Raw genomic sequence first — 22,708 nt, forward strand, 5'->3', positions numbered from 1 at the left:
GATTAATAAATCATTTCTTCTTTAAAATTTTCTACAATAGAAGAAAAGGAGTTTGCAACCGACTGACCAAGACCACACTTTGCAGTTACTCTCATGTTTTCTGCCAGTTTAAGTAACTTGTCCAGATACTCCGATGGACGCTCTCCCCTCTTTACCGCTTCAATTCCCAACAAAAGCTGCTGAGTTCCAACGCGACATGGAGTACACTGCCCACAACTTTCCTCTACAAAAAACTCAAGGTAATTGTGCAGTACATTATACATACTCCTTGAAGAATTGAAAATCATCATAGACCCCCCTGTCGGTAAAGATTCCCCGGTGAGTTTCCCCTGATAACCAATTACTGTTCTGCCAAACTTTTTACGGGGCACACAAAAACCCGAAGCACCACCTACTTGCACCGCTTTAGCATCCCCATCTCCAAAATCTTCTACAAACTTTTGAAGAGACATTCCAAACTCCAATTCATAAATCCCGGGGGTAGGGGTATCTCCTGAAACAGAGAACACTTTCGAACCCCTTGAATCCTGAACTCCCAAATCCTTAAACTTATCAGGTCCATATTTAAATATTGAATATGTATGAGCCAGGGTTTCCACATTATTGATTACTGTGGGCATTTTTCTATATCCTGATTGAGTAGGGTATGGAGGTTTATTCCTGGGCTCTCCCCTATGCCCCTCCATACTCTCAAACAAAGCGCTCTCTTCACCACAGATATAAGCACCACTCCCTAAAAACACTTTTACCCGAAAATCGAATCCTATTTTATTTAATAACACATGAAAATCATCAATAACTTCATTTAAATTATCAAGCAGAAACTTATACTCTCCTCTTAAATATATAAATCCTTGATGGGCACCAATCACTTTTGCACAAACAGCCATCCCAATTAAAACTTTCATAGGAACCTGGGTTAATATTTCCCTATCCTTAAATGTGCCGGGCTCTCCTTCATCCGCATTACAGATAACATATTTCATATCCCCTTCTGATTCACCTGCCAGCTTCCACTTTAATCCAGTAGGGTATCCTGCTCCCCCTCGTCCTTTCAACCCTGAAATAATAAGATCATTAATAATGTCCTGTTTTGATCTCTTGATTGTTTTCTCAAGTATTTGCTCTCCATCAAGCTCATTCTTGAAAATCAGATCCAGTCTTTTGAGGTTTTTCTTTGGCATATCTTTCTAATTTAAATCCGGGTTCGACAATTTAGAAGCTTCATTCATTTTTAATGACTGTATAATGTCTCTTACCTTTTCCGGGGTTAACTGCGTATATGGCTCATCATTAACCAGCATTGCCGGCCCTTTATGGCACTGCCCCAAACAATTTGTTTCCAGCAAAGTAAACTTGCCATCTAACGTAGTTTCCCCTAGTTTAATTTTCAGGCATTTCTCAAGCTCCTGAATGATCTGGTTTTTTCCATGCATCATACAAGTAATTGTTCGGCATACCCTAATTACGTATTGCCCAAGGGGCCTTGTATTCAAAAAAGAGTAGAAGGATGCTGTTCCAAAGACTCGTGCCGCAGAAATATCCAGCTCTCGAGCAATCTCCACCATAGCCTCCTCTGAAAGAAATTTTTGTTGCTCTATTACCCCTTGTAGTATGGGTAACAGACTCTCTTGATATCGTCCATGCTTTTCAGCTAACGATTTTACCAGGTTAGTAATTTCAGACATATTAAGTGATTTTGGTAATAAAAAGCTTTATTAAAGAATAATTTCTTTAATAAATTAAGAATTATTAACATCCTTTAAGCTGATGATTGTCATGTTTTATTATTTAGACACATTATAAGATAAGCAGTTACACTCACATTTTACTATTAGCAGATTAATTGTGAGTAAAAGTGAAATCTTATATTTTTGTAACAAATACCTTTATTAATGAGAAACAAAAAACTTCAAGAGAAGATTGATCAGGGAGAACACTTGCATCAGGATTTCAAATATGCCATAAACGATTCAAAAAAAATTGCCAGATCATTAGCTGCTTTTGCTAATACTGAAGGAGGAAGCTTATTGGTTGGGGTAAAAGACAATGGAAAAATTGCAGGCGTTTCTTCTGAAGAAGAGTTTTACATGATTGAGGCTGCAGCTCAGATGTATTGCAGGCCTCCTGTTAATTTTCAAGTTTTCGAATGGCAATCTGAAGGAAAAACTGTAATGGAAATTATTATACCTCCAAGTATAGAAAAACCACACAAAGCACCCAATAAAGAAAACAAATACCTGGTATATGTCAGGGTAAAGGACCAGAATTTACTGGCAAACAAAATACTTTTGGAATACTGGAAAGCTAAAAAGAAAAATAAAGAAAACCTCTTTCAGATAAACCACGCTGAAAAATTCCTGCTGGATTTTTTAAGCAAAAATGAATCTATTACATTTTCACAGTTCTACAAAAAAGCCAAAATATCAAGATATAAAGCGGAAAGAATTATGGTTAGTTTATTATGCATGAATATTATCAAAATTCATATATCTGAAAAACAAATTACTTATTCATTAGTATCAACAGAAGGTAGTTCACTCCCATCTTCCTTTGAATAAAGAAGATACTTATCCCTTAACTTGCCATAATGATCCAAATCTTCTTGCCATAATAAAGCAACCTCGGTCAAAGACACCCCTTGCTTAATCTCTTTAAGAATTATATCATTACCTGCCAGCAGATTAAACCACCTTTCGTTAAGTTCAAAGCCGGGTTCTTTTCCTAGCTTCTCATACATATCTACAAAATAACTGAAAGTAAAATTGGGAATATTCCCTGTATCCCTTAAATCTATTCCATAACATGTAACATTTTGTTGCTTTGGACTCTTTGACATACCTTCAATACTTTTGGGAGTAAAAGAAAAATTACCCAAAGTCGGGTTGGGATATCCAATAACTTGAAATGGGAAAAACGTTCCCCTTCCTATGCTAACATTAGTTGCCTCAAAAAAACACAGAGAGGGATATAATCTAACAGATAAATGATTCGGCAAATTGGGAGAGGGTTTAACCGGTAATTCATAAGGTATATTATGATCCCAGTTCTTGGCCTTTATCACTCTTAAATCACACTTTAAGCCACCTTTTAACCAACCTTCCCCATTAATCATTCCTGCCAGTTCTCCCACAGTTAATCCATGCACTACTGGAATGGGATGCATTCCAACAAATGAAGAAAATTCAGGATTCAAAACCGGTCCGGCATAATAATCCCCATTAGGATTAGGCCTGTCCAAAACAACAAAGCTCACCCCTGCTTCAGCACAGGCTTCCATCATATAATGCATGGTACTGATGTAGGTATAAAAACGTACACCCACATCCTGCAAATCGAACAACACAACGTCAATTCCTTCAAGCTGATTAAGCGTAGGCTTTTTATTTCTGCCAAATAATGAAACAATAGGTATCCCCGTTTTGGCATCTACTTCATTTGAAACATGCTCCCCAGCATCATTAACTCCTCTAAAACCATGTTCAGGTGCAAACACTTTGGAAATATTGACATCTAAACTGATCAATGTATCCAATAAATGCACATTACCTACCAAAGAAGAATGATTAACAAGCAAACCAACCTTTTTACCCATTATTAGAGGCAGATATTCACCCATACTATAAGCTCCTGGTGCTATAACCGGATTTGATTGGGATTTACATGAACTCAGATTGGTAAGTACAATTAACAATACAACGACTAGATTTCGCATAAGGTATTCCGTAAAAAAAGGGTATAAAAACGCTTGTTTTACACCCCTGAAAATAAATATGTATTATGCCTGAGGAGTGGTTCCTCCAAAATTCATAGGAATCGATCCCCCTCCTCCCGGATGCCCATCTTCTATATTTTTAATAGGCCCGTGCATAGATTCATACCTTTGGATATTATCCTTCAAGGCCAACATCAACCTTTTAGCATGTTCCGGGGTTACTACAATTCGTGATTTTACCTGAGCCTTAGGTACACCAGGCATCACTCTTATAAAATCTAATACAAATTCAGAGGGCGAATGTGTTATAACTGCGAGGTTTGAATATACACCCTGAGCAACTTCCTCATTAAGCTCAATATTTAGTTGGTTCTTATTTTTCTTCTCTTCCATAACGTTTTTATTTGTAAAAATATAAATCCACAATCAATAAAAAAAGGGAAGTATCATGATACTTCCCTTTTATAATATTTAGCAGAATAAATTATTCTTGTTCTTCTTCTACTTCTGACTCCTTAGCTACCAGACTATCAAATTCTTCCTGTGAACCAACCACTAAGTTAGATAGTGCTCTTTGACCTGTACCAGCAGGAATTAAGTGTCCACAAATTACATTTTCTTTTAGTCCTTCTAACCTGTCAATCTTACCTGAGATAGCTGCTTCATTAAGTACTTTAGTAGTTTCCTGGAAGGAAGCTGCTGACATAAAGCTCTTAGTTTGAAGTGCTGCTCTTGTAATACCTTGAAGAACCTGACTTGATGTTGCAGGAACGGCATCCCTTGCTTCAACAATCTTAAGGTCTTTACGTTTTAATTGAGAATTTTCATCTCTTAATCTACGCATCGTAATAATCTGACCTGCTCTCAAGTTCTCAGAGTCTCCTGCATCAACAACCACTTTCTTACTAAAGATATGGTCATTTTCATGCATAAACTCAAGTTTGTCAACGATTTGTTTTTCAAGGAACTTAGTATCACCCGGATCTACAATTTCTACTTTACGCATCATCTGACGAACGATAATCTCAAAGTGTTTATCGTTAATCTTCACACCCTGTAAACGGTATACATCCTGTACCTCATTAACGATATACTCCTGAACCGCTGTTGGCCCCATGATATGAAGAATATCTGAAGGTGTAGTAGCTCCATCGGACAATGGAATACCCGCACGAACATAATCATTCTCCTGTACAAGAATTTGTTTAGACAGAGGAACCAAATATTTCTTAACCTGTCCGTTTTTAGATGTCACGATAATTTCACGGTTACCCCTCTTGATCTTACCAAACGATACTTCACCATCAATTTCAGAAACAACAGCAGGGTTAGATGGGTTACGAGCCTCAAACAGCTCGGTAACTCGAGGAAGACCCCCTGTAATATCACCTGCTTTACCAACAGCTCTAGGAATCTTAGCTACAATTTCACCAACTGCAGCTTTGGCACCTTCTTCAACAGCAACGTGTGCACCTACCGGTAAGTTGAAAGTTTTCAGAATTTCACCAGAATCGTCAACAATTCTTAATGCCGGGTTCTTAGTTTTATCTCTTGTCTCAATGATTACTTTTTCACGGAAACCAGTCTGTTCATCAGACTCTTCCTTATAAGTAATACCTTCAAGCATATTATCAAAACTAACAGAACCTGCTTTTTCAGAAATAATTACGGCATTATATGGATCCCATTCACAGATCAAATCGCCTGACTTAACCTCTGCCCCATTCTTAATATACAACTTAGAACCATAAGAAATAGGATGGTTAGCTAATGCTATACCTGTATTTTTATCGATAATACGTAACTCTGCCAAACGGCCGATCACAATATCAATTTCTTTATCTGTATCATCTTTAATTGGTACAGTTCTTAATTCTTCAATTTCAACAATACCATCATATTTAGCAACAATACTGTTTTCTGAAGAAATATTACCTGCAGTACCCCCTACGTGGAACGTACGAAGAGTAAGCTGTGTACCCGGTTCACCAATTGACTGCGCTGCGATAACACCAACTGCTTCTCCGATATGCACAAAGCCTCCTGTCGCAAGGTTACGTCCGTAACACTTGGCACAAACCCCTTGTTTCGACTCACAGGTAAGTACAGAACGGATCTCTACTCTTTCAAGAGGTGAATCTTCAATGATTCTAGCTTTTACTTCGTCAATTTCCTCTCCCGACTTCACAATCATTTTACCGGTTGATGGATGGTATACATCGTGTACAGAAACACGACCAAGTATACGCTCATACAAAGTAGCAACTACATCTTCGTTATTTTTAATAGCCGTAGCTGTCAATCCTCTTAAAGTACCACAATCATCTTCAGTGATAATAACATCCTGCGATACATCAACCAAACGACGTGTCAAATAACCCGCATCGGCTGTTTTAAGAGCGGTATCCGCAAGACCCTTACGAGCACCGTGAGTAGAAATAAAGTACTCAAGTACCGAAAGTCCCTCTTTAAAGTTAGAAAGAATCGGGTTTTCAATAATCTGACCACCCTCAGCACCAGACTTCTGTGGTTTTGCCATCAGACCCCTCATACCTGATAACTGACGAATCTGCTCCTTAGATCCCCTCGCTCCTGAATCAAGCATCATATAAACAGAGTTAAACCCTTGTCTGTCTGAACTCAACTGAGTCATCAAAGTATTTGTCAAACGAGCATTTACGTGTGTCCAGATATCAATAATCTGATTATAACGTTCGTTGTTAGTAATGAATCCCATGTTATAGTTATTCAATACTTCTTCAACTTCAGCATATCCCTCTTCCACCATTTTATTTTTGGCTTCAGGAATAATAACATCACCCAGGTTAAACGAAAGCCCCCCTTCGAATGCCATTCGGTAACCAAGGTTCTTAATATCGTCAAGGAAGGCTGCTGTACGTGGAGTACCACACACTTTTTGCACCCTACCAATAATATCCCTTAGTGCTTTTTTAGTCAATACATCATTAATAAATCCGGCTTCTCTTGGAGCAAATTCATTAAATAAAATACGACCTACTGTTGACTCAATAATCTGTAATTCAGGTACACCTTCAGAATTTAGGTCATACCCTTTTACTTTAACAATTGCATGCAAGTCAACCTGACCTTCATTAAATGCAATTTTCACTTCTTCAAGTGAATAGAAAGTTAATCCTTCACCTTTAGCCCCTTCACGAGCTTTGGTCATATAATACAGACCCAAAACCATATCCTGAGATGGAACCGTAATAGGTGCACCATTCGCAGGGTTTAGAATATTTTGAGAGGCCAGCATTAACATTTGAGCTTCCAAGATAGCAGCATGTCCTAATGGAAGATGGACAGCCATCTGGTCACCATCAAAGTCAGCATTAAATGCAGCACACGAAAGAGGGTGTAGCTGAATTGCTTTTCCTTCGATCAATTTTGGCTGGAATGCCTGAATACCTAAACGGTGAAGAGTAGGAGCACGGTTAAGCAGTACCGGGTGTCCTTTAAGCACGTTTTCAAGAATATCCCATACTACAGGATCTTTTCTGTCAACAATTTTCTTTGCAGACTTTACTGTCTTAACAATTCCCCTTTCAATTAATTTCCTAATTACAAAAGGTTTATATAACTCTGCAGCCATTCCTTTGGGAAGACCACATTCGTGCATCTTCAACTCAGGACCTACAACAATTACAGAACGAGCAGAATAGTCAACCCTCTTACCAAGTAAGTTTTGACGGAAACGTCCTTGCTTACCCTTCAAGCTATCACTTAATGATTTTAAAGGACGATTGGCATCTGTTTTAACTGCATTTGCTTTACGCGAGTTATCAAATAATGAATCCACAGATTCCTGAAGCATACGTTTCTCATTACGTAAAATAACTTCAGGAGCTTTGATTTCAATAAGTCTCTTCAAACGGTTATTTCTGATAATAACCCTTCTATATAAGTCATTAAGATCTGAGGTTGCAAACCTACCACCATCCAATGGTACTAAAGGACGCAATTCTGGTGGAATAACAGGAACAACTTTAACAACCATCCATTCAGGACGGTTTCTCCCTGCAGATTCTCTAAAAGATTCAACAACCTGCAAACGTTTAAGAGCTTCATTCTTTCTTTGCTGAGAAGTCTCTGTGTTTGCTTTGTGTCTTAAATCATACGATAACCCATCTAAATCTAGACGACCTAAAATCATGTGCAATGCTTCAGCACCCATTTTAGCGATAAACTTGTTTGGATCATCATCTTCTAAATACTGGTTTTCCTTTGGCAGGGTATCTAAAATATCCAAATACTCTTCTTCAGTAAGGAAATCCATATACTGGATACCATCCTCTGCCTTAATACCAGCTTGAATTACTACGTATCTTTCGTAGTAAATAATGGAATCTAATTTCTTTGTAGGTAAACCTAATAAATATCCAATTTTATTAGGTAATGATTTAAAGTACCAAATATGCGCAACGGGAACCACTAAAGAAATGTGTCCCATTCTTTCACGACGTACCTTCTTTTCTGTAACCTCAACTCCACATCGGTCACAAACGATACCTCTATATCTAATTCTTTTATATTTACCACAGTGACACTCATAATCCTTAACCGGACCAAAAATTCTTTCACAGAATAATCCGTCACGTTCTGGTTTATAAGTTCTATAGTTAATGGTCTCAGGTTTTAAAACCTCACCGCTCGATCTTTCAAGGATCTCTTCCGGCGAAGCTAACCCGATAGAGATTTTTGTAAAATTACTCTTTACTTTCTGATCTCTTCTGAATGCCATATGTCGACGTCTATTAAATTTAAAACAAATAAGGCAATCATTGAATAATGACCAGCATTATTCAATGACAATAAGGTTTTTAATCAAGGTTTACACTTAAACCAAGACCTCTAAGTTCATGTAACAATACATTAAGTGATTCCGGAATGCCAGGCGTTGGAAGTGAATCTCCCTTCACAATAGCTTCATAAGCTTTTGCACGTCCCATAACGTCATCCGACTTCACAGTAAGGATTTCCTGAAGGATATTAGCTGCACCAAATGCCTCCAATGCCCAAACTTCCATCTCTCCAAAACGCTGACCACCAAACTGAGCTTTACCTCCAAGTGGTTGCTGCGTAATAAGCGAGTAAGGTCCGATTGAACGGGCGTGCATTTTATCTTCAACCATGTGACCTAACTTAAGCATATAAATAACACCTACTGTTGCAGGCTGGTGGAATCTGTTACCAGTACCCCCATCATATAAATAACTCTTACCATAGTTAGGAACACCAGCTTTAGATGTCCATTCATCCATATCACTAAACTTAGCTCCATCAAAAATTGGAGTAGCAAACTTAACTCCCAATTCTTTACCAGCCCAACCTAGTACAGTTTCATAAATCTGTCCAAGGTTCATCCTTGATGGTACACCAAGAGGGTTAAGAACTATATCAACCGGAGTTCCGTCTTCAAGGAAAGGCATATCTTCCACACGAACAATACGTGACACAATACCCTTATTACCGTGACGACCTGCCATTTTATCACCAACAGTAATCTTACGTTTTTTAGCAATATAAACTTTTGCTAGCTGAACGATACCTGCTGGAAGTTCATCTCCAATAGTAATATTATATTTTTGACGCTTTTCTTTCGCTTCGTATTCCTGGAACTTAAGCAGATAATTATGAATAACCTTTTGAATCATTTCATTTTTATCCACGTCTGTAGTCCACTTATTAGGATCAATATTGTGATAATCAATATCCATCAATATTTTTTGAGTAAACTTGGTTCCCTTAGAAACCACATCAACTCCAAAATAATCCTGAACACCTTGAGAAGTTTTACCGTTAACCAACACAAATAATTTGTCAACCAAACGGTTTCTTAATTCAGCAACAGAGCGGTCAAATTCCTCATCAATTTTAGCTATCAAAGGTTTATCTGTTGATCTCGCTTTTCTATCTTTAATGATACGAGAGAACAACTTTTTATCAATTACTACTCCCGATAACGACGGAGAAGCTTTTAATGATGCATCTTTAACATCACCTGCCTTTTCACCAAAAATTGCCCTAAGTAATTTTTCCTCTGGAGTAGGATCACTTTCTCCTTTAGGAGTGATCTTACCAATCAAAATATCACCTGGCTTAACATGAGCTCCAACCCTGATTAAACCATTCTCGTCAAGGTCTTTTGTTGCTTCTTCACTTACATTAGGAATATCAGAAGTCAATTCTTCCAAACCTCGTTTTGTATCCCTTACTTCAAGCGAATATTCATCAATATGTAAAGAAGTAAATATATCTTCTCTAACTACCCTTTCTGAAATCACAATTGCATCCTCAAAGTTATAACCTTTCCAAGGCATAAATGCCACTTTAAGGTTACGTCCTAAGGCCAATTCCCCTTTCTCAGTCGAATATCCTTGAGTAAGAATTTGCCCTGTAGTCACTCTTTGACCAGTAACAACCAAAGGCTTAAGATCAATACAAGTACTTTGGTTGGTTTTTTGATACTTTGTGATTTTATATCTTTTAGTTTCGGAATCAAAACTTACAAATTTCTCATCCTCACTCAAATCGTATTTTATTACAATTTCTTCAGCATCTACATACTCAATTACCCCATCTTTCTCTGCAACGATGTTAGTTCTTGAGTCACGTATTAACTTACCTTCCAATCCTGTACCTACAATTGGAGCTTCAGGCCTTAACAATGGTACAGCCTGACGCATCATGTTAGATCCCATCAATGCACGGTTCGCATCATCGTGCTCAAGGAAAGGAATTAACGATGCAGCTACAGAAGCAATCTGGTTAGGTGCCACATCCATTAAGTGAATCTCTTCTGGTGCCGCAACTGGATAATCAGCTTCCAGACGGGCTTTAACACGACTGTTTACGAAATTACCTTGTTCATCTAACGGCGCATTAGCCTGAGCAATGATTAATTCTTCCTCTTCTTCTGCACTAAGATACTCCACACCATTTTCTGAAAGATCTACAGTACCTTCAGCAACCTTACGATAAGGTGTTTCAATGAAACCTAGCGGGTTAATTTTTGCAAAAACACAAAGTGAAGAAATCAAACCGATATTTGGTCCCTCAGGTGTTTCAATCGGACACAAACGACCATAATGCGTATAGTGTACATCTCGAACCTCAAAACCAGCTCTTTCCCTCGAAAGACCACCAGGTCCTAAGGCAGACATCCTACGTTTATGAGTAATCTCGGCCAATGGATTTGTTTGATCCATAAACTGAGATAAAGCATTAGTTCCAAAGAAACTGTTAATAACTGAAGACAATGTTTTACTATTGATCAATTCAATAGGTGTAAAAACCTCATTGTCGCGAACATTCATTCTTTCACGAATGGTACGGGCCATACGTGCCAAACCAACTCCAAACTGGTTTCCTAATTGCTCACCTACAGTACGAACACGTCTGTTACTTAAGTGGTCAATATCATCAACCTCAGTTTTAGAATTGATCAACTCAATCAAATACTTAATAATTTGAATAATATCAGATTTAGTCAATACTTTCGTATCCATTTCTGTTTCTAAACCTAATTTCTTATTCAAACGATAACGTCCTACCTCTCCTAAGTCGTAACGCTTGTCAGAGAAGAACAATTTATCAATTACATCACGAGCTGTAGCCTCATCTGGTGGCTCAGCATTACGCAACTGACGATATATATGTAATACAGCTTCTTTTTCGGAGTTACAAGGATCCTTTTGAAGTGTATTATAAATAATAGCAAAATCTGAAAGATTCTGGTTCTCTTTATGAACTAAAATAGTTTTTGCACCAGAATCAACTATTTCATCTATGTGTTCAGGTTCAATTATTGTTTCACGATCAATGATTACTTCATTTCTTTCAATTGAAACAACTTCACCGGTATCTTCATCCACAAAATCCTCAATCCAAGTTTTAAGGACACGGGCAGCTAATTTTCTACCAACAACTTTCTTTAAGCCTGACTTCGAAACTTTGATTTCATCAGCCAAATCAAAGATTTCAAGAATTTCTTTATCACTTTCATAGCCAATAGCACGTAAAAGTGTAGTTACAGGTAATTTTTTCTTCCTATCAATATAGGCATACATCACACTGTTTATATCGGTAGCAAACTCTATCCAGGAACCTTTAAATGGGATAATCCTGGCAGAATACAATTTGGTACCATTGGCATGAGTACTTTGACCAAAGAATACACCAGGTGAACGGTGAAGTTGGGAAACTACAACTCTTTCTGCACCATTAATGATGAAACTACCTTTATCGGTCATATAAGGTACAGTTCCAAGATATACGTCTTGAACTACTGTATCAAAATCTTCGTGTTCAGGATCGGTACAATATAACTTTAACTTAGCTTTTAATGGTACACTAAAAGTAAGTCCACGTTCGATACATTCCTGAATGGTGTATCGAGGAGGGTCAATACCGAAGTCAAGAAACTCAAGTACAAAGTTGTTTCTGGTATCCGTGATTGGAAAGTTTTCTTGAAAAACCTGATACAACTTCTCTTCTCTTCGTTCCTCAAGAGTAGTACCAAGTTGGAAAAAATCACGGAATGATTTTAATTGCACTTCTAAAAAATCAGGGTAATCTAACTGATTTTTGATTGAAGCAAAGCTAATCCTTTCGCTTGTGGTATTTGGAGTCATTTATCAGCAAATTTATTGAACTTAATAACATAAATGCATAAAAAGGCTTAGGAACTTATCTCCGATAAGTCCCTAAACCGTTCCCTATATTAGGTAGTAGTAATTACTTAAGTTCAACTTCTGCTCCAGCCTCAGTTAATTGAGTTTTTAATGCTTCAGCTTCTTCTTTAGAAACTTTTTCTTTTAATGGTGCAGGAGCTTTGTCAACTAATTCTTTAGCTTCTTTTAGACCAACGCCAGTCATTTCTTTAACAAGCTTAACGATAGCTAGTTTAGAAGAACCAGCTGATTTAAGAATTACGTCGAATTCTGTTTGCTCTTCAGCAGCAGCAGCCTCACCACCAGCTGCAGGTCCAGCAACAGCAACAGCCGCAGCAGCAGGTTCAATACCATATTCTTCTTTAAGGATCTCAGCAAGTTCGTTAACGTCTTTTACTGTTAAGTTAACTAATTCTTCAGCAAGCTTCTTTAAATCTGCCATTTTTTTATTTATTAAATATTAATTTTTTACTTTTTTTTATTCTCTTTCTGCCAATGTTTTCAATACGCCATGTATTGTGTTGCCACCTGATTGAAGTGCAGAAATAACATTCTTCGCTGGTGACTGTAATAGAGCAATAATATCTCCAATAAGTTCGTCTTTCGACTTAATGTTAACAAGAGCCTCTAAATTCTCTTCTCCAACATATAAGCACTCTTCAACGTAAGCACCTTTTAAAACCGGCTTTTTGTTAGCCTTTGCAAATTCCTTAATAAGTTTTGCTGGTACATTACCCACGTTTGAAAAGAAAATAGCTGTAGAACCTACTAAAGCATCATATAATGGTGCAAAATCTCCTTCTGTCGCTTCAAGAGCTTTTTCAAAAAGGGTATTTTTAACTACCATCATTTTGATTTCTTTCTTGAAACACTCTCTACGAAGATCACTAGTTTTACCCGAATTCATATCCCCTGCATCAACCACATAAAAATGGCTATAATCAGCAATATTTTGGGTAAGTTCTTTTACAAGTAAGCTTTTATCTTCCTTATTCATGATTCCTTTTTTCTGTTAGTTAAACATTAGGCTTCAGCCGCTTTGGTTTCGACACGAATACCGGGACTCATGGTACTTGAAAGACTAATGCTTTTAATGTAAGTACCTTTTGCTGCAGAAGGCTTAAGTTTCAAAATTACATTTAAAAACTCTTTAGCATTCTCAACAATTTTAGTTTCATCAAAGGATACTTTACCAATAGAAGCATGAATTATACCGAATTTATCAACTTTAAAGTCGATTTTACCAGCTTTAACTTCATTAACAGCTTTCCCGATTTCCATTGTTACTGTACCACTTTTAGGGTTTGGCATAAGACCACGAGGACCTAAAACACGTCCTAATTGTCCTACTTTAGCCATCACACTAGGCATAGTAATAATAACATCTACATCAGTCCAGCCACCTTTGATTTTTTCCACGTATTCATCCAATCCAACATAATCCGCACCTGCAGCTTTTGCTTCCTCCTCTTTATCGGGAGTACACAACACTAAAACACGAATTTGTTTACCAGTTCCATGAGGTAAGGCACAAACACCCCTTACCATTTGGTTGGCTTTTCTTGGATCAACACCTAACCGTACATCAACATCTACCGAAGCATCAAATTTTGTAGTGGTAATTTCTTTTACCAATTTGGCTGCCTCCTCAAGCGAATATTGCTTTCCGGCTTCGATTTTATCTAACGCTAACTTCTTATTTTTTGTTAGTTTTGTCATAACTCCAAAATGGTATTAATTAATTATCACCAGGGAACTCACCTTCAACGGTGATACCCATACTTCTGGCAGTTCCAGCAACCATCTTCATACCAGAGCTAACTGTAAAACAATTCAAATCTGCCATCTTATCCTCAGCAATAGCTTTAACCTGGTCCCAAGTTACTGAACCAACCTTTTTACGGTTTGGCTCAGGAGAACCTCCTTTAAGCTTAGCAGCATCTAAAAGTTGAACAGCTGCTGGTGGTGTTTTAATAACAAAGTCAAAAGACTTATCTGTATACACCGAAATAACAACTGGTAAAACTTTACCTGCTTTTTCCTGAGTTCTGGCATTGAATTGCTTACAAAACTCCATAATATTAACACCTTTTGCACCTAAAGCAGGTCCAACCGGTGGTGAAGGGTTTGCTGCTCCACCTTTTATCTGCAATTTGATAAAAGTTTCTACTTGTTTAGCCATGTAGCAATTCTAATTAGTTATTTATATATATAAAGACTAAATTTTATTTTTCCTGCTTGTAGTGATAAAAGAATATTTTCTTTTATGGAAGCTTAAACATACAAGCCAAAACAAAATTTATGATTCTTTCTCTACTTGTAAAAAGCTTAACTCCAATGGTGTTTTTCTTCCGAAGATTTTTACCATTACTTTAAGCTTTCTCTTTTCTTCATTCACTTCTTCAATGATACCATTAAAACCATTAAACGGACCATCAGTTACTTTTACTGTTTCTCCAACATAGTATGGCACATCTAATTCTGCGTTTTCAGTATCAGCCAATTCATCCACCTTACCAAGCATCCTATTCACTTCAGAAGCTCTCAACGGAACCGCACTATTATCTCTGTCACCAAGAAATCCAATAACATTTGGAATGCTTTTTAAGATATGAGGAATTTCTCCTACCAATGCAGCTTCAATCATAACATAACCGGGAAAGAAATTACGCTCTTTCGCAATCTTTTTTCCATTACGAATCTGAAAAACTTTTTCTGTAGGAATCAGCACTTGTGAAATATAATCTTGCAAATTAAGGCGATCGATTTCATTCTCTACACTTTCCTTAACTTTCTTTTCCTTACCCCCTATGGCTCTTAAAACATACCATTTCTTATCAACATTACCCATCTCTACAATATATTAGTAAAGTTGTTTATATACCATATTCAGAACCTTTTCAAAAGAAATGTCCATTCCAAAAACAATAGCAGCAATAATAGCAGACGCAGCCATTACAACTAAAGCACTACTTTGCAACTCCGACCAGGTTGGCCATGAAGTTTTGTTCACTAATTCGTTTTGAACGTCCTTAAGGTAATTTACTATTTTGCTCACAAGATTTCTCTTTAATTTGTTATCTAAATTGAATGAAAAACAAATATCATCATTCCTATTCATGAACTTGCCGGATAACCACCTTTATAAGTTTTTATCCGGCTTAGCACGAGAGGAGAGACTCGAACTCCCGACACCTGGTTTTGGAGACCAGTGCTCTACCAACTGAACTACTCTCGTGTATGAAAATGGAAGGCTTAACCTTCCATTTCATTCATATATTGATTACTCAATAATTTCAGTTACCTGACCAGCACCTACTGTTCTACCACCCTCACGGATAGCGAAACGAAGACCTTGATCGATAGCAACAGGGTAGATAAGCTCTACTGTGATAGTTACGTTATCACCAGGCATTACCATTTCTGTTCCTTCTGGTAAAGAAATTTCACCAGTTACATCAAGAGTACGTAGGTAGAATTGAGGACGATACTTGTTGTGGAAAGGAGTGTGACGACCACCTTCTTCTTTCTTCAAGATATAAACCTCAGCTTTGAATTTAGTATGAGGAGTGATTAACCCTGGAGCTCCAAGAACCATACCTCTTTTAATTTCATTCTTATCGATACCACGAAGCAATAGACCTACGTTATCACCAGCTTGTCCTTCGTCAAGAATCTTACGGAACATCTCAACACCAGTACAAACAGTCTTTTTACCTTCTGCACCTAAACCGATAATCTGCATTTCATCACCTGTGTGGATGATACCTGACTCAATACGACCAGTAGCAACAGTACCACGACCAGTAATAGAGAATACATCCTCAATAGGCATCAAGAAAGGCTTGTCAATATCACGTGGAGGAAGTGGAATCCACTCATCTACAGCAGCCATTAACTCCATGATTTTACCAACCCATTTCTCATCTCCGTTTAATCCACCAAGAGCAGAACCTTGGATAACTGGAGTATTATCACCATCAAACTCATAGAAGTCTAATAGTTCACGGATTTCCATTTCTACAAGTTCCAATAACTCCTCATCGTCAACCATGTCAACTTTGTTCATGAACACTACTAGTCTAGGAACGTTTACCTGACGAGCTAATAGGATGTGTTCACGAGTTTGAGGCATAGGACCGTCAGTAGCAGCAACTACGATGATAGCACCGTCCATCTGAGCAGCACCAGTTACCATGTTCTTTACATAATCGGCGTGACCTGGACAGTCAACGTGTGCATAGTGACGATTTTCTGTTTGATACTCAACGTGAGCAGTGTTAATTGTAATACCCCTTTCTTTCTCTTCAGGAGCATTATCAATCTGATCAAAATCCTTTGCTTCAGACAATCCAGCATCTGCCAACACTTTTGTAATAGCAGCTGTTAAGGTTGTTTTACCATGGTCTACGTGACCAATTGTACCGATGTTCACGTGAGGCTTTGACCTGTCAAAATGTTCTTTAGCCATAACTCGAATAATTAGACAATTAGATATTAACTTATTTATATTTTTACTCCGAACCAGAATAGAGCCAATGATGGGATTTGAACCCATGACCTCTTCCTTACCAAGGAAACGCTCTACCCCTGAGCTACATCGGCGGATTGAGCGGGAGACGGGATTCAAACCCGCGACCCTTAGCTTGGAAGGCTAATGCTCTATCAGCTGAGCTACTCCCGCTTTTGATTCGGGCTACAAAGGTAATGAATATTTCATCAAAAACTCTGATTTCCCGATAACTATTTCAATATTTTGTTCTGGTTCTTGTGGGGAGAGCAGGATTCGAACCTACGAAGACGAAAGTCAGCGGAGTTACAGTCCGCCCCAGTTGGCCACTTTGGTATCTCCCCCAAAACACCTTTTCTTTAAAAGGCTTTTCATTCAATAGGCTGATTACTTTTTCAACAACCAGCCTATCTTATTATTTTATTTTAGTGTATCAAAAATATCACTTTCCTAAAACGGTGTGCAAATGTATAATATTTTTTTAATACAACAAAAATATATCACTTTTTTTAAATTATTTTGCTTTTACCTTTTCTTTCTTCTTAATCAATTGCTTACGAAGCGCTTCACAAGAAAGATCTACAGATTCTTCAAATGTTTTTGATTGTTTTTTGGCAAACATTTCAGATCCAGGTACATTCAAACTAATCTCTGCCACCTTATTTTCAGTTGTTTCCGACTTATCCAACTTAAGAATTACTTCGGCATCAATAATTCCATCGAAAAAAACATCCAATTTACTCACTTTTTGCTCGATAAACTCTTGTAGATGATCGGCAGCATCAAACTTTACTGATTGAATTGTAATATTCATATTAAATCCTCCATTTATTTAAGACCGCGGATGGGCCTGATTGTATATATTGGTAATTTTCTCAACACTACTATGCGTATACACCTGGGTGGCATTCAAATTAGAATGACCCAAAAGCTCCTTTATCGCATTTAAATCCGCCCCTGCATTCAACAATGAGGTTGCAAACGAATGCCGCAACACATGAGGGCTTTTTTTATGCAAGGTAGTAACCATTGCCAGATATTTATTCACAACCCTATACACAAGCTTGTGATACACAGCCTCACCTTTTTTAGTAAGAAAGAAAGCTACTACATTTTCCTTCCCAAAAACATCATCCCGGAATCTCCGATAATCATTAATCATATTAACCAAAGATGGATACATAGGAATCAGTCTTTCTTTATTAAACTTACCGATTACCCTAACCACCCCTTGTTTCAAATCAAAATTCTGATCTCTTAATCCCACAAGTTCGGACAAACGCATACCTGAACCATAAAAAAGCTCAAGAATCAATTTATCCCGAACCCCTTCATAACTATTTGGAAACGGAATTCTATCCAACAAAAGATCCATTTCTGAATCCCTAACAAAAACTGGTATTTTCTTTGGCAACCGAGGAACCGGCACGCCATCAACTGGATTTACCTCAACTATTCCTTCTCTCATCTGGAATTTGAAGTATGACTTTAGCGAAGTAACTTTTCGGCTAACACTTTTAGGAGCTAAACCTTTTCCCACCAAATCTACAATCCAATTACGAACATGCTTCCTGGTGACAAGCGCAACCTCATCTATTTCTTTTTCTTCCGAAAAAGAAATAAATTGTTCGAGATCGCAGCGATATGAAACCAATGTATATTGAGAACTGCGCTTCTCGAACTCTAAATATCTTAAAAACGATTGAATTGAAATCATCCAGGACTTATTCTTACTGTTCTTATTAACGAATATAATAATTTTCCAGCAAAAGCCCTCAAATATTTTTCTATTCCTCGTTTTGTTGCAATTGTTGAATATAAATTGCCTTTTTAACTTCCTCTCTTCTTACTACAGAAGGTTTTGTAAAAGCCTGACGTGAACGTAATTCACGCATTGCACCTGTCTTTTCAAATTTTCTTTTGAATTTCTTCAATGCTCTTTCAATGTTTTCGCCTTCTTTAATCGGAATAACAATCATAATCTTCTCCTTTGATTTTATATTTTCTGTAATATTTTAACTACTAACACCCAAATAATCAGCAGTTTTAACTATCGAAACAGCTTATCCCCTGAATATTTGCGGGTACAAAGAAACTAAAGTTTATTCATTGCAGCAAATTTTTTGAAAAATATTTTTTGTAACCCACTCTGAAACATATATAAAGAGCCCTTCAATTTTGCACCTCCAATATTAATCAAAAATAAGATACTGCTTCATTTTTACCCACTGCGCTTCTGAAATTGAATTAAACCCACTTACCTTATGGTCTGTTTTCAATTTATTTTTGCGTGAAAGATTAACTAACTCCACCACTTGTTCATACTTAAAATATGGATGCCTGCTAATTTCACTAATCTTGTCTTTATGCAAGTTAAAACGCCTTACATTTCCATCTGAAACAGAAAAATCATCTTTGACTCTCCCATACAATTCCGGAGATATTCCATACACTTCCTTTAATTGTTCTTTTGAAACATACCCCCCTAATAAGTTTCGGTATTTAATGATTCTTTTTGATAATACGCTACCAATCCCTCTGATCCTCTTTAACTGAACTGTATCTGCCATATTTAAGTCTATCTTTTCCACAAGCAACTCTTGTTTTTTCAAACACGAGTTTTTCTTAATCCACCGAAACAATTGCCCGTCACTATACTGCTTAACCTTACGCAAGGGAAGAGATTTTAGACATTTGTATTTTTCCAAAAACACATTAATGCTATCCCTAAAAAAGTCGTCATTAATATTTAAATTCCAAAACGAAGAGTCCACAGAATTTAAGTTAATCCATACTAATGGTGTATCTGCGACTTCTTTCTCCAAATTATTTTCAGGGACTACACCATTTAAAATAGCGACACTATTAGATTTTGTTTTACACTTAGAGATACTATCATTTATAGCTTTACCTTTTATCAAAAACGCTTTTTGCTCCTCCGACAACACAGGAGAGTCAAACATAAAAGGAAGTGCAATACGCACCCCAATCACCAAAACAAGGACAACAACCAGGACGACAATCCCCCGCTGTTCACTGCGCGAGTAATAAAAGAAATCTTTCCACATAATTTGATTAGGTTTGTTGATAAAGAAATAATTACATCATTATATAATACCCAGATTATTTAAAAACACAAATGTAATAGCAATCGGCGCAAACACTTTCAGGATAATCACCAACAGGCCAACAAACCGAACACTTTTGCCATGGGCCTCCAGCTCTTCCTGCACCTTTTTTCGCCCTAACACCCATCCTGCAAAAACTGAAATCAAGACACCTCCCAGCGGTAGCAAATAGTCTGAAGAAATCGTGTTAAACTGACTAAATACAGAAGGAACAAGCACACAAACAGCACCGAGCACAGTAATCAAGGCTGCACCCAACAAGGCAGCCCCTCTTCTTGACATTTTTAATTCCTCCGAAAAATAAGAAACCACTACCTCCAACATAGATACAGATGAAGTTAATGCAGCAATAAAAAGCAACACAAAAAATGCCACTGAAAAAAAATAGCCTCCCACCATCTGATTAAAAACATTAGGTAATGTAACAAACACCAACCCCGGTCCCACATCTGGTTTAATACCGAAAGCAAATACTGCAGGAAATATTGCCACCCCTGCCAAAACAGCAATCAAAGTATCTGCAAACGAAACAGAAATCGCAGTATTTAAAAGATTCTCTTTTTTCCGTACATAGGAACCGTAAGTGGCAATCGCTCCCATTCCAATACTCAATGAAAAAAACGCCTGACCTAGCGCTTCAAAAACAACATCTGCAGTAATTTTGGAAAAATCAGGCTTAAACAAAAAACTCAAGCCACCGCCAGCTCCTTTTAACGTAATTGATTTTACACAAAGGATAGCTATTATAAACAGCAACACCGGCATCAATATTTTTGTATACTTCTCAATTCCCTTTTTTACCCCGCCTGCAACTATCAAGGCCGTTAAAACCATAAACACTATCATATAAACCATAGGTCTCCAAACTGCTCCGGAAAAATCCTCAAACAACACAGATAGTTGATCAGGGCTTTTATCAGACAGTTGTCCTCCTAAAGCCAATAAAGTATAATTAACCGTCCAACCTGCAACAACAGAATAAAAAGAAAGAATAAGAAAGGCAGCCAACACTCCCATCACCCCTACTAAACGAAAAAACTTTGCATCAGGAGCCAAAACCTTAAATGCTCCAAATACACTCCTTTGCGATTTTCTCCCTATAACTAATTCGGAGAGCATAACAGGAACTCCTATCAGAAAAATAAAAACAAGATAAATCAGTAAAAATGCACCTCCTCCATTTTCACCTAAAACATATGGGAAACGCCAAATATTTCCTAAACCGATTGCAGAACCAGCTGCGGCTGCAATTATCCCAAATTTGCTACTAAAACTATCCCTGCTTTCCATTTATTTTTGATATTAGACAACCTAAATAAGCCCTATTTTATTTAAAAACACAAACGCAATAGCAATCGGTGCAAACACTTTTAATATGATCATCAACACCTTCATCAGCCTAAACTTGCCTCCATGTGATTCTAATTCTTCCCGCACTTGATTTTTACTTAAAAACCATCCAACAAACACAGAAATAAGAATCCCGCTCAATGGCAACAGGATATTTGATGTGGTTTTATCAAAAGAACTAAACAACACAGGATAAACTACGCAAAACACACCAAGTACAGTAACCAAAACAGCACCTAAAACGGTTGCTTTTTTCCTTTTTAGATGAAGTTCTTCAGTAATATAGGCAACAACAACCTCCAATAGGGAAACCGAAGAGGTAAGTGCTGCTATGAGAAGCAATACAAAAAAGGCAATCGCAAAGAAATATCCCCCTGCCATTTGATTAAATATATTAGGTAAAGTTTCAAATACCAATCCTGGCCCTGCATCTGGCTTTATACCAAATGCAAATACAGCAGGAAAAATAGCCACACCTGCCAAAACCGCAATCAATGTATCTGCAAATGAAACCGACACAGCAGTATTTAAAAGATTTTCTTTTTTCTGAATATACGAACCATAAGTTGCAATAATACCCATTCCTATACTTAATGAAAAGAAAGCCTGACCAAGTGCTTCGAGAATCACGTTACTGTTAATTTTTGAAAAATCGGGATGAAACAAAAAACCAATACCTTCCATTGCACCCTCAAGTAACAAGGAGTTTATACACAACACCACTATTATTACAAGCAAAACCGGCATTAACACCTTAGTATACTTCTCTATACCATTTTTCACCCCCCCCATAACAATTCCGGCTGTCATGGCCATAAAAACAATAAGATAAAATATTGGTCGCCATATTGATGTTGAGAAATCTTCAAAAATAACTGATAACTGATCCGGCGTTTTATCAGCTAGCTGATTTCCAGCTGCAAGAACTGTATACTCCACTGTCCACCCGGCTACAACTGCATAAAATGACAATATTAAAAAAGCAGCGGCCACCCCCATAACACCAACTATCCTAAAAAAAGGCAATTGCGGTGCCAAAGCCTGAAAAGCACCAAACACACTTTTTTGAGCCCGACGCCCTATCAGTAATTCCGAAACCATAACAGGTATCCCGATCGCAAGAATAAAAAACAGGTAGATAAGCAAGAATGCCCCGCCGCCATTTTCACCTAAGACATATGGGAAACGCCAAATATTTCCTAAACCAATTGCAGATCCGGCTGCTGCAGCAATAACACCAAATTTATTACTAAAACTATCTCTATTTTGAGCCATGAAAATATATAATTAGATAAGAGACATGATACACTTA

General features: G+C 37.4%; 20 protein-coding genes and 4 tRNA genes. 1 reads left to right on the forward strand and 23 read right to left on the reverse strand.

What is annotated here, in order from left to right; translation table 11 throughout:
- Window positions 1-2: 2 nt before the first annotated feature.
- Together OM074_RS00530 and nuoE are read right to left on the reverse strand one after the other, a co-directional pair.
- Window positions 3-1,184 carry an NADH-ubiquinone oxidoreductase-F iron-sulfur binding region domain-containing protein gene (locus OM074_RS00530; protein WP_301197310.1) on the reverse strand — a complete coding sequence of 394 codons (1,182 nt, stop codon included), beginning with the start codon at window positions 1,182-1,184 and terminating at the stop codon, window positions 3-5.
- Between the two features lie 6 nt (window positions 1,185-1,190).
- Window positions 1,191-1,688 carry an NADH-quinone oxidoreductase subunit NuoE gene (nuoE, locus tag OM074_RS00535; protein WP_301197311.1) on the reverse strand — a complete coding sequence of 166 codons (498 nt, stop codon included), beginning with the start codon at window positions 1,686-1,688 and terminating at the stop codon, window positions 1,191-1,193.
- Window positions 1,689-1,895: 207 nt separating this feature from the next.
- On the opposite strand from nuoE, the gene OM074_RS00540 reads away from it, so the two are divergent.
- The gene (locus OM074_RS00540; protein WP_301197312.1) at window positions 1,896-2,561 is read left to right on the forward strand and encodes an AlbA family DNA-binding domain-containing protein; all 666 of its coding nucleotides are present in this window, start codon (window positions 1,896-1,898) and stop codon (window positions 2,559-2,561) included.
- Here OM074_RS00540 and OM074_RS00545 read toward each other — a convergent pair.
- The 21 genes from OM074_RS00545 to OM074_RS00645 form a co-directional block, all read right to left on the reverse strand.
- Window positions 2,510-3,715, reverse strand: a complete 1,206-nt coding sequence (locus tag OM074_RS00545) for an exo-beta-N-acetylmuramidase NamZ family protein (RefSeq protein ID WP_301197313.1) — start codon at window positions 3,713-3,715, stop codon at window positions 2,510-2,512. The genes OM074_RS00540 and OM074_RS00545 overlap by 52 nt on opposite strands.
- Window positions 3,716-3,778: 63 nt before the next feature.
- Window positions 3,779-4,108 carry a DUF3467 domain-containing protein gene (locus OM074_RS00550; RefSeq protein WP_301197314.1) on the reverse strand — a complete coding sequence of 110 codons (330 nt, stop codon included), beginning with the start codon at window positions 4,106-4,108 and terminating at the stop codon, window positions 3,779-3,781.
- 91 nt (window positions 4,109-4,199) lie between these two features.
- Complete coding sequence (gene rpoC, locus OM074_RS00555; protein WP_301197315.1) at window positions 4,200-8,477, reverse strand: DNA-directed RNA polymerase subunit beta'; 4,278 nt, start codon at window positions 8,475-8,477, stop codon at window positions 4,200-4,202.
- Window positions 8,478-8,556: 79 nt separating this feature from the next.
- Window positions 8,557-12,369: a DNA-directed RNA polymerase subunit beta gene (gene rpoB / locus OM074_RS00560; RefSeq protein ID WP_301197316.1), complete on the reverse strand. Its 3,813-nt coding sequence runs from the start codon at window positions 12,367-12,369 to the stop codon at window positions 8,557-8,559.
- Window positions 12,370-12,472: 103 nt separating this feature from the next.
- Window positions 12,473-12,850 (reverse strand): 50S ribosomal protein L7/L12, encoded by a 378-nt coding sequence (rplL, locus tag OM074_RS00565; protein ID WP_301197317.1) that lies wholly within the window; start codon window positions 12,848-12,850, stop codon window positions 12,473-12,475.
- Between the two features lie 36 nt (window positions 12,851-12,886).
- On the reverse strand, window positions 12,887-13,405 hold the full coding sequence (gene rplJ / locus OM074_RS00570) for a 50S ribosomal protein L10 (protein ID WP_301197318.1): 519 nt from the start codon (window positions 13,403-13,405) through the stop codon (window positions 12,887-12,889).
- Window positions 13,406-13,431: 26 nt separating this feature from the next.
- Window positions 13,432-14,127, reverse strand: coding sequence for a 50S ribosomal protein L1 (rplA, locus tag OM074_RS00575; protein WP_301197319.1), 696 nt, complete (start codon window positions 14,125-14,127; stop codon window positions 13,432-13,434).
- Between the two features lie 19 nt (window positions 14,128-14,146).
- Window positions 14,147-14,590, reverse strand: coding sequence for a 50S ribosomal protein L11 (rplK, locus tag OM074_RS00580; protein ID WP_301197320.1), 444 nt, complete (start codon window positions 14,588-14,590; stop codon window positions 14,147-14,149).
- Window positions 14,591-14,707: 117 nt separating this feature from the next.
- Window positions 14,708-15,259, reverse strand: a complete 552-nt coding sequence (gene nusG, locus OM074_RS00585) for a transcription termination/antitermination protein NusG (protein WP_301197321.1) — start codon at window positions 15,257-15,259, stop codon at window positions 14,708-14,710.
- 12 nt (window positions 15,260-15,271) lie between these two features.
- Window positions 15,272-15,466, reverse strand: coding sequence for a preprotein translocase subunit SecE (gene secE, locus OM074_RS00590; protein ID WP_301197322.1), 195 nt, complete (start codon window positions 15,464-15,466; stop codon window positions 15,272-15,274).
- Between the two features lie 107 nt (window positions 15,467-15,573).
- Window positions 15,574-15,646: transfer RNA gene (locus tag OM074_RS00595), tRNA-Trp, on the reverse strand.
- A gap of 45 nt (window positions 15,647-15,691) precedes the next feature.
- Window positions 15,692-16,879: an elongation factor Tu gene (tuf, locus tag OM074_RS00600; protein WP_301197323.1), complete on the reverse strand. Its 1,188-nt coding sequence runs from the start codon at window positions 16,877-16,879 to the stop codon at window positions 15,692-15,694.
- Between the two features lie 62 nt (window positions 16,880-16,941).
- A tRNA-Thr gene (locus OM074_RS00605) sits at window positions 16,942-17,013 on the reverse strand.
- 6 nt (window positions 17,014-17,019) lie between these two features.
- A tRNA-Gly gene (locus tag OM074_RS00610) sits at window positions 17,020-17,092 on the reverse strand.
- An 87-nt stretch (window positions 17,093-17,179) separates the two neighbouring features.
- Window positions 17,180-17,262: transfer RNA gene (locus OM074_RS00615), tRNA-Tyr, on the reverse strand.
- Between the two features lie 170 nt (window positions 17,263-17,432).
- Entirely contained in the window at window positions 17,433-17,732 is a 300-nt protein-coding gene (gene hpf / locus OM074_RS00620) for a ribosome hibernation-promoting factor, HPF/YfiA family (protein ID WP_301197324.1), read from the reverse strand.
- Between the two features lie 18 nt (window positions 17,733-17,750).
- Window positions 17,751-18,635, reverse strand: coding sequence for a tyrosine-type recombinase/integrase (locus OM074_RS00625; RefSeq protein ID WP_301197325.1), 885 nt, complete (start codon window positions 18,633-18,635; stop codon window positions 17,751-17,753).
- 70 nt (window positions 18,636-18,705) lie between these two features.
- Entirely contained in the window at window positions 18,706-18,897 is a 192-nt protein-coding gene (gene rpsU, locus OM074_RS00630) for a 30S ribosomal protein S21 (RefSeq protein WP_301197326.1), read from the reverse strand.
- Between the two features lie 213 nt (window positions 18,898-19,110).
- Window positions 19,111-19,986 carry a ComEA family DNA-binding protein gene (locus OM074_RS00635; protein WP_301197327.1) on the reverse strand — a complete coding sequence of 292 codons (876 nt, stop codon included), beginning with the start codon at window positions 19,984-19,986 and terminating at the stop codon, window positions 19,111-19,113.
- 39 nt (window positions 19,987-20,025) lie between these two features.
- The gene (locus tag OM074_RS00640) at window positions 20,026-21,336 is read right to left on the reverse strand and encodes a sodium-dependent transporter (RefSeq protein ID WP_301197328.1); all 1,311 of its coding nucleotides are present in this window, start codon (window positions 21,334-21,336) and stop codon (window positions 20,026-20,028) included.
- A gap of 21 nt (window positions 21,337-21,357) precedes the next feature.
- Window positions 21,358-22,671 carry a sodium-dependent transporter gene (locus OM074_RS00645; RefSeq protein ID WP_301197329.1) on the reverse strand — a complete coding sequence of 438 codons (1,314 nt, stop codon included), beginning with the start codon at window positions 22,669-22,671 and terminating at the stop codon, window positions 21,358-21,360.
- Between the last annotated feature and the right edge of the window lie 37 nt (window positions 22,672-22,708).

Origin of the sequence: Plebeiibacterium marinum, assembly GCF_026013615.1 — a bacterium.
GTDB classification, from domain to species: domain Bacteria; phylum Bacteroidota; class Bacteroidia; order Bacteroidales; family Marinilabiliaceae; genus Saccharicrinis; species Saccharicrinis marinus_A.

Coding starts and splice junctions, on each gene's coding strand:
- rplA (WP_301197319.1), bottom strand. CDS start 14,127: ATGACAAAACTAACAAAAAATAAGAAGTTAGCGTTAGATAAAATCGAA.
- rplJ (WP_301197318.1), bottom strand. CDS start 13,405: ATGAATAAGGAAGATAAAAGCTTACTTGTAAAAGAACTTACCCAAAAT.
- OM074_RS00640 (WP_301197328.1), bottom strand. CDS start 21,336: ATGGAAAGCAGGGATAGTTTTAGTAGCAAATTTGGGATAATTGCAGCC.
- rplK (WP_301197320.1), bottom strand. CDS start 14,590: ATGGCTAAACAAGTAGAAACTTTTATCAAATTGCAGATAAAAGGTGGA.
- rpoC (WP_301197315.1), bottom strand. CDS start 8,477: ATGGCATTCAGAAGAGATCAGAAAGTAAAGAGTAATTTTACAAAAATC.
- OM074_RS00645 (WP_301197329.1), bottom strand. CDS start 22,671: ATGGCTCAAAATAGAGATAGTTTTAGTAATAAATTTGGTGTTATTGCT.
- OM074_RS00545 (WP_301197313.1), bottom strand. CDS start 3,715: ATGCGAAATCTAGTCGTTGTATTGTTAATTGTACTTACCAATCTGAGT.
- tuf (WP_301197323.1), bottom strand. CDS start 16,879: ATGGCTAAAGAACATTTTGACAGGTCAAAGCCTCACGTGAACATCGGT.
- OM074_RS00540 (WP_301197312.1), top strand. CDS start 1,896: ATGAGAAACAAAAAACTTCAAGAGAAGATTGATCAGGGAGAACACTTG.
- rplL (WP_301197317.1), bottom strand. CDS start 12,850: ATGGCAGATTTAAAGAAGCTTGCTGAAGAATTAGTTAACTTAACAGTA.
- OM074_RS00530 (WP_301197310.1), bottom strand. CDS start 1,184: ATGCCAAAGAAAAACCTCAAAAGACTGGATCTGATTTTCAAGAATGAG.
- OM074_RS00625 (WP_301197325.1), bottom strand. CDS start 18,635: ATGATTTCAATTCAATCGTTTTTAAGATATTTAGAGTTCGAGAAGCGC.
- OM074_RS00550 (WP_301197314.1), bottom strand. CDS start 4,108: ATGGAAGAGAAGAAAAATAAGAACCAACTAAATATTGAGCTTAATGAG.
- nuoE (WP_301197311.1), bottom strand. CDS start 1,688: ATGTCTGAAATTACTAACCTGGTAAAATCGTTAGCTGAAAAGCATGGA.
- hpf (WP_301197324.1), bottom strand. CDS start 17,732: ATGAATATTACAATTCAATCAGTAAAGTTTGATGCTGCCGATCATCTA.
- nusG (WP_301197321.1), bottom strand. CDS start 15,259: ATGGGTAATGTTGATAAGAAATGGTATGTTTTAAGAGCCATAGGGGGT.
- rpoB (WP_301197316.1), bottom strand. CDS start 12,369: ATGACTCCAAATACCACAAGCGAAAGGATTAGCTTTGCTTCAATCAAA.
- OM074_RS00635 (WP_301197327.1), bottom strand. CDS start 19,986: ATGTGGAAAGATTTCTTTTATTACTCGCGCAGTGAACAGCGGGGGATT.
- rpsU (WP_301197326.1), bottom strand. CDS start 18,897: ATGATTGTTATTCCGATTAAAGAAGGCGAAAACATTGAAAGAGCATTG.